The sequence below is a fragment of the Pseudomonas nitroreducens TX1 genome (assembly GCF_000313755.1).
In the GTDB taxonomy this organism is placed as follows: Bacteria; Pseudomonadota; Gammaproteobacteria; order Pseudomonadales; family Pseudomonadaceae; genus Pseudomonas; species Pseudomonas nitroreducens_A.
In genome coordinates this window covers 21,192-35,858 of record NZ_AMZB01000101.1, presented here as the reverse complement: position 1 = coordinate 35,858, position 14,667 = coordinate 21,192, and the positions used below count along the sequence as shown (strand labels likewise).

The window sequence follows — 14,667 nt, the reverse complement described above, 5'->3', positions numbered from 1 at the left end:
GGTCCTTGAGTTATCGAAAGTGCCGACATTTTCGAGGTCCGCCTCCGGAATGAATGTCAGATAAATCCGATATATCGCACGCGAAGTTCCGCTTTCCTGCCTGACGTTGCCCTTGCAAAGCACGATCTCAACCGTCATATCTGTACGCATACTGAGCGAGGTATGGGAGGTCGTCATGGCCAGTGGTTGGGCGAACGACGGAGCGGTTCAGGAGCAGATCGACAGCACCATCGAGGATGCCATCGCGCGGGCGCGCAACCAGTTGCCCAAGGGCGAAAGCCTGACCCATTGCGAGGAGTGCGATGCACCGATCCCCGAGGCACGGCGCAAGGCCATCCCCGGCGTGCGCCTGTGCGTGAAGTGCCAGACCGAACATGACAAGGAGCAGGCGAACTACGCCGGTTACAACCGTCGCGGCAGCAAGGACAGCCAGCTGCGTTGACATTGGCTGTGACATTGAAACGGCGCCCAAAGGCGCCGTTCTTCGTGAAGAACTGTAGGAGCAAGTCCACGCCTACGAAAAGACGGAGTCAGGGGTTGAGCGGCACCAGCACGCTGAAGGTGATGATGCCGTCGGCCTGTTCGACTTCGATCCGACCGCCATGGGCCTGGACGATGGCCTGGGAAACGTAGAGGCCTATGCCCAGCCCGCTCTTGTTGCGGCTGTGGCCGCCGGCTTCCTGCTTGAACGGGACGAAGAGGTTGGCCAGGCGCGCGTCATCCAGGGGCTCTGCCTCGTTGAGCACGCTCAGGCGGACCAGTTCGCCCTGGCGGCACAGTTCCACCAGCACCGGTCGGCCGGGGCGGCCATGGTGCCGCGCATTGCTCAGCAGGTTGGCGACCACCTGCAGGTAGCGGTCCGGGTCGACATGCGCCTGCACGCCTGTCTCGATGGCCGTCTCGATGGCCAGGCCCGGATAGGCCACGTCGGTTTCCTGAACGATGTCGTGCACCAGACGCGAGAGATCGGCGCCCACCGGTTTCACCGTCATTCCCGCGCCGCTCTGCAAGCGGCTCATCTCCAGGATCTGGCTGATCAGCCGCTCCATCCGGCTGCTGGAGTAGGTGATGTGCTGGCGCAACTCGGCGTTGCGTACATCGCTGGAGGAAAGCATGGCTGCAGCCATGGAAATCGATTGCAGCGGGTTGCGCAGGTCGTGGCCGAGCACGGCGATCAGGCGCTGGCGCATGCGGTCGATCTCGCCGGCGCGGTTCAGGCACAACTCGACCAGTTCGGTGCGCAGCTTCTCGGCGATGGAGACGTCGATGCCGGTCCACGGCATGGAGCGGCCGCGCACCACTTCCTCCCAGGCCTCGAACGAGCCACGCGGCGTCAGGCGCGGGCCGGACGGGCCGGTGCTGACGATCTTCTCCGGCTTGCCGCCCCAGCGGATGCGGTGCACCTGCTCCATGCGCAACCAGACGATCCAGCCCGCTTCCTGGCGGTGAAAACGGATGGCCATGACGCCGCAGTAGCGCGGGTCGTTGCGGTCGTCGCTCAACTCCAGGCGGCGGTCGCTGTGGAACAGGTCGAGCTCCTCCTCGTGCTGCAGCTGCGAAATGATCGATACGGCCAGATCCTCGAAGTCGCCGCCGATGCTGCTGGCGCGCCCGCCCAGCATCACCACCGCGCCGTCGCAGGGCAGCAGGTCGGCGACGCTCGCGCCGGGACGGGTCAGGGCGCTGAGCAGATCGTCGGCGTCGCGGGTGCGGCGCAGCAGCGCCTGCTGGCGCTCCGAGGCCTGGCGCAGCAGTTCGCTGATGCGACTCTGCTCCAGTCGTTCGACCAGGGCGCTGCACACCTGGGAGAACACCTGGAAGGACATGCGGATCGGATACGGCACCAGCTTCGGGCTCATGTGGTGGCAGGAGAACAACCCCCACAGGCGTCCACCGACCACGATGGAAATGCTCATCGACGCGCGCACCCCCATGTTGGCGAGGTATTCGCAATGGATCGGCGAAACGCTGCGCAGCGTGCTGTAACTCAGATCGAACGGCTGGCGGCTCTGCGGGTTGAGTGTCGGCCGCACCGCCACCGGCTGGTAGGCCACGTCACCGATCAGTCGCACCGGGTTCTGCAGGTAGAGGCGGCGCGCCTGGGCCGGAATGTCCGACGCGGGGTAGCGCTGGCCGAGGTAACTTTCCAGGTCCTCGCGGCGGGATTCGGCGACCACCTCGCCGGAGTCGTCCTCGTTGAAACGGTAGGCCATGACACGGTCGTAACCGGTCATCCGCCGCACTTCCTCGGTGACGCTGACCAGCAGGCTTTCGACGTCATTGCGCAACTGCAGCTGGCTGACCAGGCGCTGGGCATTGAGGGCGAAGCTGGTGAAGGAGGCGGTGCCGGCTGCGCGCCGCTCGAATTCCAGGTAGCGCACGCCTTCATGGCTGTGGCCGATCACGTCGAAGAAGCGCCGGTTGATCCGTGCTTCCACGCTGTTCACCCAGGGGCCTTCCTCGCGCATGCCTTCGGCGAGCATCGACAGCACGCCGGGGCCGACGTCCGACTCCGCCAGGGGCTCGCCCAGCGTGGCACAGATGCCGAGCAGGGTGCCCAGGTTATCGCTGCTGCCGAGCACGTTGCCCTGGTCGTCGAGAGCGATCAGTGCGCCGTGCGGCTGGATAGCGCCCGGCAGGTGGATAGGCTCGTCCTCGCAGTTGGCGAGGGTGACCGGCGGCTCGCTCATGGGTGCTCCGCGTGGCTTGGCGCGGCGAGCAGCACCCAGTCGCGGAACGAGCTGAAGGCGCGCACTGCGGCATTCTGGGCGAGGGCGATGTCCTCGGGCGTGGTGACGCGCTCGGCCAGCAGGCGCTGGAAGGTGCCCCAGCGTTCGCCGGTGTGCTCGCCGTAACCTTGCAGCCAGCGCAGCGGCAGCGGGGCGAGGGTGACCTTGAGGCGCTTATAGAGCACGCGTCCGCCCAGGGTGGCGCCTTCGGCGACGTAGGCGATGCCGAAGGCTTCGGCGAGGCTGTTCGGAACTGGCGCGGCGGGGCACTCGGGCAGGGCTTGGACGGCCTTCGATCCGGCCAGCAGGTCGGCCTCCAGCCAGTGGCTCTTGCCACGACGCAGGCGTGCGTCTTCGTTGTCCGGCCAGAGCGGCCACAGGGCCCGCTCCAGCGGCCGCATCCAGCCCAGCACTCGGGCGGCGTGGTCGAGGTACTCGGCGTGGGTCAGCGTCGTGGTGAGCGGCGAGCGGCTATCGAGATCGGCATGCAGCGCATGGGTGGCGGCGCGCAACGCGGCCAGCGCGGGCGAGATGCCCGGGCGGTCGTTCGTCTGGGGAGTCATCGCCGTCATCGCAGGTCCACCTTTTTCCTCGAGCAGCAGAGCATAGCAGCAGAGGGGTACGACCGGGCTGACAGAAGAAAATTGACTGAGTAGTCAGGGTTTTCGTGCTTGAAGCAACGGAGTGAGCAAAAAAAAGACCGCCGCACGTTGCGTGCGGCGGCCCGGAGTCACGACAGGATCAGAAGTTGACCTTGAACCCTACGGTCACTGCCTGGTCCCGGTAGCCGTTGTCGCCGAACTGGTGGCCCACTTCACCCCAGACGTTGACCCGGCTGTTCACCTTGCTGGTGGCGCCGAGCTTCACTTCGAAGATGTCGCTGGCGCCGTCCATCTCGAACTTGCTGCTGCCCATCTTCGCGCCGAAGTCCTTGGAGTTGTGGATCCAGTTGGTTTCCACGTAGGGTTCCACGCCGTAGGTGTTGGCGAAGCCGCCGGCCTGGTTGCTGCGCACGGCGGCGCGGGCGCCCAGGCGGGTCATGACGTTGCCGTCGCCCTTGCCGGTGACCTTGGTGCCGTTGGCCTCGCGGTGGCTGTCAGCCTTCACGCCCATGTAGACCACTTGCGCCTGCGGCTGCACGTAGTAGCTGGCGCTCTCGGTCTTGGCCACTTCGAAGGTCTTGCCGGCCTCGATGGAGGCGGTGATGCCCTTGAGGTCGTAGCTTTCCTTGGCCAGTTGATCGCCCTTCACGTCGGCGTCGAACTCGTTGTAGAGAACCCAGCTGTCGACATAGGCGCCGTTTTCGTCCTCCTTGTTTTCGTACCAGGTGCCATACACGCCCAGGCTGTAGCCATCGATTTCGCCGCGCGAGCGGTAGCCGGTGATGCGCGACTTGGTGGTGGAGTTGCCGTTGGCGTAGCCGGCCATCACGCCGAATACCCAGTCACCGTTGTCGGTTTCCTTGCGGTACACGTCGCTGCCCAGTTGCAGCACATAGCGGTTGGACTCGGTCTTCAGCTGCCCGGTGCTGTCTTCCCAGCGGGTCGAGCCGTCGACGTTGCGCATCCACAGCATCGAGGTAACTTCCTTGCCGGTATCCGGGTCGACGTAGGTCAGGTTGCCGGTCCGGTCATGCAGGCGATGCAGGAACATGGTGTTGGCCGCCGCGATGTTGGCGGTGTAGCTGCCACCTTCGGGCTGACGCACGCGGTCCTTGTCGCTGGGCGTGGGCTTTTCCGGCACCGGGTCGGTCGGGCCCGGATCGACGGGCCCCGGCTCTTCCGGAGTCGGATCGACCGGTGGCGGATCGACCGGCGGCGGGTCAACCGGCGGCGGATCGACCGGTGGCGGGTCAACCGGTGGCGGATCGACCGGTGGTGGGTCCTCCGGATCGGGATCGGTCGGTTTGTACGAGGTCAGGTACCAGTCGCTGTTCGAGCCGGTGGAGCCAACGAAGCTGCCGCCGCGACGCAGCACATACTCGTAGCCGCCTTCGGTGACCCGGTCGGACTTGAACTCGCCAGCGGAGGTGCCGCCCACGGTGATCATCTGGATGCCTTCCAGGGTTTCGGCACCGGGGCCGTCGGTGTTGTTGACGGTGACGCGCGTATCGCCCGAAGTGCTGCCGCTGATGGCGAGCTTGTCGGTCTCGGACGTGTCGTCGCCCAGGTAGGTATTCATCACCAGGTGACCGCCGCCGGTGAAGTCGCCATCAACGGTCAGCGTCTTGTAGGTGTAGGCGCCGTGTTCGTCGTGGCGGTCATAGACCAGTTGGGCGCCATCGGTGAGCGTGAGGTTGGTCAGGTTGGAGTTGCCGGTCATGAACCACTGGCTGGAGGCCCCGTCCATGGCGAGGTCGATCACCCCGTCGGTGGCGGTGCTGGTGGTGCCGTTGAGGTAGGAGCCGGCAGCCATCTTCAGGTCCAGCTTGCCCTGGTTCTCGGCGTACAGGGCGATGCCCTTGCGGTTGGCGAGATCTTCTGCGGCGCTGCTGTCCAGCACGTAGATCGCAGCATTCTCCGAGACGATGCTGGAGTCCGCGCCATTGGCCGACATGGCGCGGGTACCGTCGATCACGGTGACCTTGGTGTCGCCATACAGATGCACCTTGCCGCCGCGCATGCCATTGAAGTCCTCCAGGGTCTGCGCATAGATGCCGTAGGCGTTGTTTCTGCCGGTGGTGATGTCGGTGCTGCCCAGGTGGATCTCGCCGCCACGGTTGGCGAACACGGCGTGGGCGGAAGAACCCGTCGTGCTGATGGTGCTGCCATCGTCGATGCGCACTTCGGCATCACCCTTGTACAACAGTGCTTCGCTGTCCCGGTTGCCGGCATAGACTGCGTAGCCGTTGCCATCGCTGCCATTGCTGCCGCTGCCGGTGGTAGTGATCACCGCGCCTTTACCTAGCAGGATGCGGTTGGTGCCGCCATTCTTCGAGGTATTGGCGCGCACGCCCATGCCGGAAGTCGTGATGCTGGCGTTGTCGCCGATGGTCACCGTGGAGTTGTAGGCGTTCTCGGTGACGTTGATGCCGTCGGCCGAGGAGCCCTTGGTGACGATGGTCAGCTTGTCGATGGAAATGTTGTTCGTGCCGATGTTGGCCTGGATGGCATCGGCCTTGTAACCGCTGAGCAGGCCCGAGACGGTGCCGGTCATCAGCGTCGCTTCCTTCAGGTTCCAGTTCGAGCCGTTGCCGTACATGGCGAAGCCTGCCATGGGGCCCATGCTGCCGCGTGCGTTGCCGGTATCGACGTGGACGCTCTCCACAGCGCTATCGAGCCCCCACCACAGGGTCTCGTCGCAGGTGTATGTCTTGCCGTCACCGCTGGTGGTGCAGGTGGCACTGGCTGTGCCCACTTGCCCCGCCAGGGCGATGGCCAGCGCGATGTGCGTGGCCAGAAGGGTCTTGGTAAAGCGCATTGCAAACCTCCTTGCACCCGTCGCCGAGTGGCGATGCGGGGCGGATTTCCAGCGCCTGTGTGAGCCTGTCCTGGCGGGGGATCGGAGTACTCCGGATCGGGTCCTGCTTTCACTGGAAGTTGCGTTGGGGAGGCATGGCCGCGAACTGTCGCGCCACGCCGGATCGGCCGCCGCGTAAGGCTTTGCCGTATCAGTGGGCACATTGTTCAGCGCGCGTTCAGGTAGCCGAATAAGACGAATCTCAATCGGTGGGCAGCGGGGCGGGGGATGGGGAAAAGTTTGATTTATGGCAATGGCAGAAGCCGGACCGGGCATTGCACACCGGTCCGGAAAGCAGGCAGAGCCTTACTTGTTCAGCTTGATCACTTCACCGGAAACGGTGGTGGTGTAGCCGGTCAGGACCCAGGCCCAGAACCAGTTTTCCTGCACCTGGGTGTTGATCAGCGCATCACCGCCCTTGGTCTTGACCGCGGCGTTCTGCGCGCGGACGAAGCGGTCGTTCTGCTGGATCGGGATGAAGCCGAACAGCAGGATGCCAGTGGCCTTGCCTTCGCTGTGGCCGACCACGGTGTACTGGTCGGGGCTGTAGGTCTGGGTCTTCATCGGGGTGCCGGTGCAGCCGGCAAGGACGGCGGTGGCCAGCAGGGTGGCGGCGATACGGGTGAACTTCACATGACTCTCCTGAGATTGAAACCCCTGGGACTCTTTCCCAGGGGGGGCGAAGGGTAGCCATCATTGCGCCATAGCGGAAGCCGGCAATGTGTCGCAATCTTCGGAATCGGTCTTCGGAATAGTCTGTCCTTACAGCAGCTTCTCTCAGAAGAGGAAGTACCGCTGCGCCATCGGCAGCACGTCCGCCGGTTCGCACCACAGCAACTGCCCATCGGCGCGCACCTGGTAGTTCTGCGCATCGACCTCGATGTGCGGCAGGTAGGCGTTGTGAATCAGGTCGGTCTTCTGCACCGTGCGGCAGCCCTTCACCACGCCGATGGTCTTGCGCAGGCCCAGTTCGTGATGCACGCCGAGGTCGAACGCGGCCTGGCTGATGAAGGTCAGGCAGGTAGCGTGGCGGCTGCCGGCGTAGCTGGCGAACATCGGCCGGTAGTGCACCGGCTGCGGCGTCGGGATCGAGGCGTTGGCGTCGCCCATCAGGCTTGCGGCAATCGCGCCGCCCTTGAGGATCAGACTTGGCTTCACCCCGAAGAAGGCCGGGCGCCAGAGCACCAGGTCGGCCAGCTTGCCCACCTCGATGCTGCCCACTTCGTGGGCGACGCCGTGGGTGATGGCCGGGTTGATGGTGTACTTGGCGATGTAGCGCTTGGCGCGGAAGTTGTCGTTGCGCGCGCCGTCGCCCTCCAGCGCGCCGCGCTGTTGTTTCATCTTGTCGGCGGTCTGCCAGGTGCGCGTGATCACCTCGCCGACACGGCCCATGGCCTGGCTGTCGGAGCTGATCATGCTGAAGGCGCCGAGGTCGTGGAGGATGTCCTCGGCGGCGATGGTCTCGCGGCGAATGCGCGACTCGGCGAAGGCCACGTCCTCGGCGATGCTCGGGTCCAGGTGGTGGCAGACCATGAGCATGTCCAGGTGCTCGTCGATGGTGTTTCGGGTGAAGGGCCGGGTCGGGTTGGTCGAGCTGGGCAGCACGTTGGCGAAGCCGCAGGCCTTGATGATGTCTGGCGCATGGCCGCCGCCGGCGCCTTCGGTGTGGTAGGTGTGGATGGTGCGGCCCTTGAAGGCGGCCAGGGTGGTTTCGACGAAACCGGATTCGTTGAGGGTATCGGTGTGGATCGCCACCTGCACGTCGAGGCGGTCGGCCACGGACAGGCAGTTGTCGATCGCCGCCGGGGTGGTGCCCCAGTCTTCGTGCAGCTTCAGGCCGATGGCGCCGGCACGTACCTGTTCCTCCAGCGGCAGCGGCAGGCTGGCGTTGCCCTTGCCGGTGAAGCCGATGTTCATCGGGAAGGCGTCGGCAGCCTGGAGCATGCGCGCCATGTGCCAGGGCCCCGAGGTGCAGGTGGTGGCGTTGGTGCCGGTGGCCGGCCCGGTGCCGCCGCCGATCATGGTGGTGACTCCGCTCATCAGCGCCTCTTCGATCTGTTGCGGGCAGATGAAGTGGATGTGCGTGTCGATGCCGCCGGCGGTGAGGATCATGCCTTCGCCGGCGATCACTTCGATGCTGGCACCCAGGGCGATGGTCACGCCGGGCTGGATGTCCGGGTTGCCGGCCTTGCCGATGGCGGCGATGCGGCCGTGCTTCAAACCGACATCGGCTTTCACGATGCCCCAATGGTCGATGATCAGCGCGTTGGTGATCACCGTGTCGACCACGTCGGCGGCACACAACTGGCCCTGGCCCATGCCATCGCGGATGACCTTGCCACCGCCGAACTTCACTTCCTCGCCGTAGACGGTGAAGTCCTGCTCCACCTCGACCCACAGGTTGGTGTCGGCCAGACGCACGCGGTCGCCGACGGTGGGGCCGAACATGTCGGCGTAGGCTTGTCTGCTGATTTTCATCGGGGCTCCTTGGTCATTCCCTGCGCTGGTTTGCCCTCTCCCCAACCCTCTCCCTGAAGGGAGAGGGCGCTGATCGGAGCACAGTGTGGTTCCGCCGTGGCGGCCTGCTTTCTCCCTCTCCCTTCAGGGAGAGGGCGGGGGAGAGGGGCTCTTATTGGCATGGAAGTCACAACGCCCCCATCACCCGCCCGGCAAATCCATACACCTTGCGCTCGCCCGCCAGCTCCACCAGCTCCACCTCACGGCTCTGCCCCGGCTCGAAGCGCACGGCGGTGCCGGCCGGGATATTCAGGCGCATGCCGCGTGCCGCGTCGCGGTCGAACAGCAGCGCGTCGTTGGTCTCGAAGAAGTGGTAGTGCGAGCCGACCTGGATCGGCCGGTCGCCGCTGTTGGCGACCGTCAGGCCGAGCGTGCGGCGGCCGGCGTTGAGTTCGATCTCGCCGCTCTGGATGTCGTATTCGCCAGGAATCATGGGGCGCTCCGTGAGTCGAGGTTCAATTGCATGAAGGTCAGGTCCAGCCAGCGGCCGAACTTCTGGCCCACCTGGGGCATCTGCCCGGTGATGGAGAAGCCCAGGCGCTCGTGCAGGCGGATCGACGCCGCGTTGCCGCTCTCGATGGCCGCGACCATCACGTGCAGCCCTTGGGCGTGGGCGCGCTCGATCAGCGCCTGCATCAGCAGCGGACCCAGGCCCTTGCCGCGCTGGTCAGCGCGCACATAGACCGAGTGCTCGACGGTCTCGCGGAAGCCATCGAAGGCGCGCCAAGGGCCGTAGCTGGCGTAGCCCACCACTTCGCCGCCATCCTCGGCCACCAGCACCGGCAACCCCTGCTGCTCACGTAGAGCAAGCCACTGTCGGCGGTTCTCCAGGTCGATGGCGGCCTCGTTCCAGATCGCGGTGGTGTTGAGCACGGCGTCGTTGTAGATGTCGCGCAGACTGCCGAGGTCGGCTTGGCTGGCGTCGCGGATGAGCATGGTGGTTCCTCTATACGTAGGGCGAATGAAGCGGAACGCTTCATCCGCCATTGTCGCTGCACCCCGCTTGGAGGGCGCGCGATCAAGCGATGGGCTGGTGCACGGTGACCAACTTGGTGCCATCCGGGAAGGTGGCTTCCACCTGGATCTCCGGGATCATTTCCGGCACGCCTTCCATCACCTGTTCACGGCTCAGCAGCGTGGTGCCGTAGTGCATCAGGTCGGCCACCGTCTGGCCATCCCGCGCGCCTTCGAGCAGCGCGGCGGAAATCAGCGCCACGGCCTCCGGGTAGTTGAGTTTCACCCCGCGGGCGAGGCGACGCTCGGCGACCAGGCCGGCGGTGAAAATCAGCAGTTTGTCTTTTTCGCGGGGCGTCAGGTCCATCTCAGGTGCTCCAGATTCGTGGCGGGACGGCCTCGCGGCCGAGCAGCGCGGGCCGCAGCCGGCGCCAGAGTTCGATAAGCCAGGCGCGGGCGTGCAGCGCCTCGACGGCGAGGCAGCGGGCGACTACCAGGCCGGGCAATTGGGTGAGGTTGCCGCGGCCCTGGCAGGGCAGCGCGCGGCAGGTTTCGAGCAGCGACGCGTCGATCTGCCCGCTGGCGATCAGCGTCGCCATCACCGGATGGCCGGCGAGGCCGATGGGCGAATCGAGCAGGCGGTCGTTGCCCTCCACGCGCTGGCGCTCGTGCCACAAGCGCTGGCCGTCGCGGCGGATATCCAGGGCGGCGGCGAAGTGGCCGTTGTCGAAACGCTCGCCGCTGGCTGGGCGGCCGAGGGCGACCACGTCCCAGTAGAACAATCGGGCGTCGGCTTCGAGATCGATACGAGTCGTCAGTTCGGCCTGCGCGCCGGAGTAGATGATGGTTTCCTGCGGCAGCCATTCCAGCGTGGCGCCGGGGCCGACGCGGATGTCCAGCTGTTGCTTCGCCACGCAGTTGGCGCGGTACCACTTGGCGGCGCCGGGGCTGGTGAGCTGCGCCCAGCTGCCGTTGCCGGCGCGGATGTCGAGGCTCAGGGTATCGCCGCCAGCGATACCACCAGGCGGGTGCACGACGATGTGCTGGCAGACCTGCGGCCCTTCCGCGTAAAGGTGCTTTTGCACCCGCAGCGGCCCGAGGTGGCGTCGGGTGACCGGCCGCGTGCAATCGCCGAAGCGAGCGTAGGCAAGCTCCAGCTCGGCGTGCCAGGCAGGGTGGAAGAGGGTGGCCGGTGCGTTCATGGGCAGCTTCGAAACGAAGGATGCTCAGGCCAGAGCAATCAGCGTGCCGGGATGCGCCAGGATAGTGCGTGGCGCCTGCACAAGGTGTCGCAGGGCCCGTTCGGTGCGGTGTATGGGGTGCCCAGGGGGATTGTCTGGTTGGTCAGGTATGGGCGCGGTTGCGGTGCGTTATCGATCGTTGCGCCCCATCTCGGTGCGTCGACTACACGGAGAGCTGCTTGCGCATGTACACGCGGCGGAAGCCGTTCTCCAGCCGGCGCGCGTATTCCTGGTAGCCGTTCCTGGCGTACAGCTCGATGTTCTCCACCATGCGCTCGTTGGTGTAGAGGTACAGCGACGAGTAGCCCAGCTTCGCGGCGGCTGTCTCGGCGTGCACCAGCAACTCGCGGCCGATGCCCTGGCCGGCGCATTCGGGGAGCACGGCGATGTTGTCGAGCAGGAAGCCTTCGTCGGTCTCGCGCATTACCAGCAGGCCGACTGGCGCGCCGTCCTGCTCGGCGATCAGCACGCGGTCCTCGGCGATGATGGCGTGGTAGTCGTCCAGCATCGGGCCGGGCTTGCGGCCGAGCCTGGGAATCCACTGGGCGTAGGCGGCTGCCACGCAGACTGCGGCGAAACCGGCGTCGTCATAGACGGCGGGGCGCAGGACGAGGGGCATGACGAACTCCAGAAAAACCAGTGCGTGGCCTGGCAGCTTGCCATCGGTTGTCGTCGTTCGCCAGTGACAGGTCGTCTCGGTGTGGGGCGTGGTTCGCGAGCACGCTCGCTCCTACCGATCGGATCTGCATGCTCTTTGTAGGAGCGAGCTTGCTCGCGAACCCGCCGACAGTCGGCTAGATAGCCACCAGCCCGCGTACGCCCTCGGCCTCCATATCTGCCCCCCGGCCCTGCTGGACGATTTCGCCACGGGACATCACCAGGTACTGGTCGGCCAGTTCGGCGGCGAAGTCATAGAACTGCTCCACCAGCAGGATGGCCATGTCGCCGCGCTGGGCGAGCTTGCGGATCACCGCGCCGATCTCCTTGATCACCGAGGGCTGGATGCCTTCGGTGGGCTCGTCGAGGATCAGCAGGCGTGGCTGGCTGGCCAGCGCGCGGCCGATGGCGAGCTGTTGCTGCTGGCCGCCGGAGAGGTCACCGCCGCGGCGCTGTTTCATCTCCTTGAGCACCGGGAACAGTTCGTAGATGTGTTCAGGTACCGCCCTGGCTTCGTTGGCGCTGAACCGCGACAGGCCCATCAGCAGGTTTTCCTCCACCGTCAGGCGCGGGAAGATTTCCCGCCCCTGGGGCACGTAGGCGATACCGGCGTGCACGCGCTGGTGCGGCTTGAAACCGGTGATCGGCTTGCCTTCCCAGCTGACCTTGCCCTCCTTGGCCGGCACCAGGCCCATCAGGCAGCGCAGCAGGGTGGTCTTGCCCACGCCGTTGCGGCCGAGCAGGCAGGTGACCTCACCGATCTTCGCGTCGAACGACAGGCCACGGAGGATGTGGCTGCCGCCGTAGTACTGGTGCAGTTTGTCGACTTGCAGCATGGGTGTTTCCTTTGCATTGGGCTGCGGCGGATAACGCTGCGCGTTATGCGCCCTACGGTTAGCTACGGCGTAGGGCGAATGAAGCGCAGCGCTTCATCCGCCGACGTTCTAGCGCCCTAGATAGACCTCAATGACGTGCTCATTCGCCTGCACGTCTTCCAGCGAACCCTCGGCCAGCACATGCCCCTGGTGCAGCACGCTGACGTGGTCGGCGATGCTGCCGACGAAGCCCATGTCGTGCTCCACCACCATCAGCGAATGCTTGCCAGCAAGGGACTTGAACAACTCGGCGGTGAACTCGGTCTCGGCGTCGGTCATGCCCGCCACCGGTTCATCCAGCAACAGGAGTTGCGGCTCCTGCACCAGCAGCATGCCGATCTCCAGGAACTGCTTCTGCCCGTGGGACAGCAATCCTGCGGGGCGATTGCGCGACTCGCGCAGGCGGATGGTGGTGAGCACCTCTTCGATACGGTCCTTCTGCTCGCCGGTGAGTTTCGCCTTGAGGCTCGCCCATACCGACTTGTCGGCCTTCTGCGCGAGCTCCAGGTTTTCGAACACCGAAAGCGCCTCGAACACCGTGGGCTTCTGGAATTTGCGGCCGATGCCGGCCTGGGCGATCTCCACTTCGCTCATGCGGGTGAGGTCGAGGGTTTCGCCGAAGTAGGCCTTGCCGTTGTCCGGGCGGGTCTTGCCGGTGATCACGTCCATCAGCGTGGTCTTGCCTGCGCCGTTGGGGCCGATGATGCAGCGCAGCTCGCCGACGCCGATGTATAGCGTGAGGTCGCGCAGGGCGCGGAAGCCGTCGAAACTGACGTTGATGTCTTCCAGGGTGAGGATGGTGCCGTGGCGCACGTCCAGCTGGCCGCTCGCGCTCGAACCGATGCCGATGGCATCGCGGCTGGCGCCCGACGGGTCATAGGCCGGTTCCAGCATCAGGTGGGGGACCGCTCTCATTGCTCTTCCTCCGCGGAAATCGTCAGGAGCGCGTCGCGAGCAATCCCGACTGCAAGGCGCGCCGCGCGCAGCGACGAGACAGTACGATGGGGTACGGTGAGGAGTGAGCACGGCGCAACGCCGCAGTCGGGATGCGCAGTAGCGATCATGATGATTTCCTCAGGCCGATGATGCCGCGCGGCAGATACAGGGTGACGAGGATGAACAGCGCGCCGAGGAAGAACAGCCAGTACTCGGGGAAGGCCACGGTGAACCAGCTCTTCGCGCCGTTGACCACGCCGGCGCCCAGCAGCGGGCCAATCAGCGTGCCGCGCCCGCCCAGGGCGACCCAGACGGCGGCCTCGATGGAGTTGGTCGGCGACATCTCGCTGGGGTTGATGATGCCCACCAGCGGCACGAATAGCGCGCCGGCCAGGCCGCAGAGCACCGCGCTCAGGGTCCAGACGAAGAGCTTGTAGCCGCGCGGGTCGTAGCCGCAGAACATCAGGCGGTTCTCCGCGTCGCGCAGGGCGGTGAGCACGCGGCCGAACTTGCTGCGCGCCAGGGCGAAGCCGATGGCCAGGCTCGCCGCAAGCAGCAGGACGATGGCAATGAACAGCGCTGCTCGAGTGCCCGGCGCGGTGATCGAAAAACCGAGGATGCTGCGGAAGTTGGTGAAGCCGTTGTTGCCGCCGAAGCCCGTCTCGTTGCGGAAGAACAGCAGCATGCCGGCGAAGGTCAGCGCCTGGGTCATGATCGAGAAGTACACGCCCTTGATCCGCGAGCGGAAGGCGAAGAAGCCGAACACCAGCGCCAGCAGGCCGGGCGCCAGCACCACCAGGCACAGCGCCCAGAGGAAGTGCTGCGTGCCGGCCCAGTACCAGGGCAGTTCCGTCCAGGAGAGGAAGGTCATGAACGCGGGCAACTGGTCGCCGGCCGCTTCGCGCATCAGGTACATGCCCATGGCGTAGCCGCCCAGGGCGAAGAACAGCCCGTGGCCCAGGGACAGCAGGCCGGCGTAGCCCCAGACCAGGTCCAGCGCCAGGGCGACGATGGCGTAGCAGAGGATCTTGCCGGTGAGCGTCAGCCCGTAGGCGGAGAGGTGCAGTGCGTGGCTCTCCGGCAGCAGGTGCAGCAGCGGTAGTATCAGCAGCGCGATGAGCGCGGCGCCGACGATGCCGGCGGTGAGTTTCGGGCCGGCCTTCTGTGCGGCCGTCACGGTGAGTGGCTGGTTCACGAATAAGTCTCCCCGGCTTTCTGTAGGAGCGAGCTTGCTCGCGAACAGATTTCCCGTTGGCTTCGGAGTTGGGCGGGTTCGCGAGCAAGCTCGCTCCTACGAAG

General features: G+C 65.7%; 14 protein-coding genes. 1 reads left to right on the top strand and 13 read right to left on the bottom strand.

Annotated features, from left to right (window positions below):
• Positions 1–175: 175 nt before the first annotated feature.
• Positions 176–442, top strand: coding sequence for a DksA/TraR family C4-type zinc finger protein (locus C167_RS0110410; RefSeq protein ID WP_017518214.1), 267 nt, complete (start codon positions 176–178; stop codon positions 440–442).
• 88 nt (positions 443–530) lie between these two features.
• Here C167_RS0110410 and C167_RS0110405 read toward each other — a convergent pair whose 3' ends face one another.
• The 13 genes from C167_RS0110405 to urtC form a co-directional block, all read right to left on the bottom strand.
• Complete coding sequence (locus tag C167_RS0110405; protein WP_017518213.1) at positions 531–2,690, bottom strand: GAF domain-containing protein; 2,160 nt, start codon at positions 2,688–2,690, stop codon at positions 531–533.
• On the bottom strand, positions 2,687–3,292 hold the full coding sequence (locus C167_RS0110400; protein WP_017518212.1) for a biliverdin-producing heme oxygenase: 606 nt from the start codon (positions 3,290–3,292) through the stop codon (positions 2,687–2,689). The genes C167_RS0110405 and C167_RS0110400 overlap by 4 nt, the downstream gene beginning before the upstream one ends.
• Before the next feature lie 178 nt (positions 3,293–3,470).
• Complete coding sequence (locus tag C167_RS32400; RefSeq protein WP_017518211.1) at positions 3,471–6,149, bottom strand: autotransporter outer membrane beta-barrel domain-containing protein; 2,679 nt, start codon at positions 6,147–6,149, stop codon at positions 3,471–3,473.
• 345 nt (positions 6,150–6,494) lie between these two features.
• Complete coding sequence (locus C167_RS0110390; protein ID WP_017518210.1) at positions 6,495–6,821, bottom strand: hypothetical protein; 327 nt, start codon at positions 6,819–6,821, stop codon at positions 6,495–6,497.
• Between the two features lie 144 nt (positions 6,822–6,965).
• Entirely contained in the window at positions 6,966–8,666 is a 1,701-nt protein-coding gene (gene ureC / locus C167_RS0110385) for an urease subunit alpha (RefSeq protein ID WP_017518209.1), read from the bottom strand.
• Positions 8,667–8,832: 166 nt separating this feature from the next.
• Entirely contained in the window at positions 8,833–9,138 is a 306-nt protein-coding gene (locus C167_RS0110380; RefSeq protein ID WP_015479075.1) for an urease subunit beta, read from the bottom strand.
• Complete coding sequence (locus tag C167_RS0110375; RefSeq protein ID WP_017518208.1) at positions 9,135–9,641, bottom strand: GNAT family N-acetyltransferase; 507 nt, start codon at positions 9,639–9,641, stop codon at positions 9,135–9,137. The genes C167_RS0110380 and C167_RS0110375 overlap by 4 nt, the downstream gene beginning before the upstream one ends.
• Before the next feature lie 82 nt (positions 9,642–9,723).
• On the bottom strand, positions 9,724–10,026 hold the full coding sequence (locus C167_RS0110370) for an urease subunit gamma (RefSeq protein WP_017518207.1): 303 nt from the start codon (positions 10,024–10,026) through the stop codon (positions 9,724–9,726).
• Between the two features lies 1 nt (position 10,027).
• Positions 10,028–10,861 carry an urease accessory protein UreD gene (locus tag C167_RS0110365; RefSeq protein WP_017518206.1) on the bottom strand — a complete coding sequence of 278 codons (834 nt, stop codon included), beginning with the start codon at positions 10,859–10,861 and terminating at the stop codon, positions 10,028–10,030.
• A 202-nt stretch (positions 10,862–11,063) separates the two neighbouring features.
• Positions 11,064–11,519, bottom strand: coding sequence for a GNAT family N-acetyltransferase (locus tag C167_RS0110360; protein WP_017518205.1), 456 nt, complete (start codon positions 11,517–11,519; stop codon positions 11,064–11,066).
• A gap of 175 nt (positions 11,520–11,694) precedes the next feature.
• Positions 11,695–12,393, bottom strand: coding sequence for an urea ABC transporter ATP-binding subunit UrtE (urtE, locus tag C167_RS0110355; protein ID WP_017518204.1), 699 nt, complete (start codon positions 12,391–12,393; stop codon positions 11,695–11,697).
• A gap of 108 nt (positions 12,394–12,501) precedes the next feature.
• Positions 12,502–13,347, bottom strand: coding sequence for an urea ABC transporter ATP-binding protein UrtD (urtD, locus tag C167_RS0110350; protein ID WP_026078948.1), 846 nt, complete (start codon positions 13,345–13,347; stop codon positions 12,502–12,504).
• A gap of 145 nt (positions 13,348–13,492) precedes the next feature.
• A complete protein-coding gene (urtC, locus tag C167_RS0110340; protein WP_017518201.1) occupies positions 13,493–14,563 on the bottom strand; it encodes an urea ABC transporter permease subunit UrtC in 1,071 nt (356 codons plus the stop codon).
• Positions 14,564–14,667 lie beyond the last annotated feature (104 nt).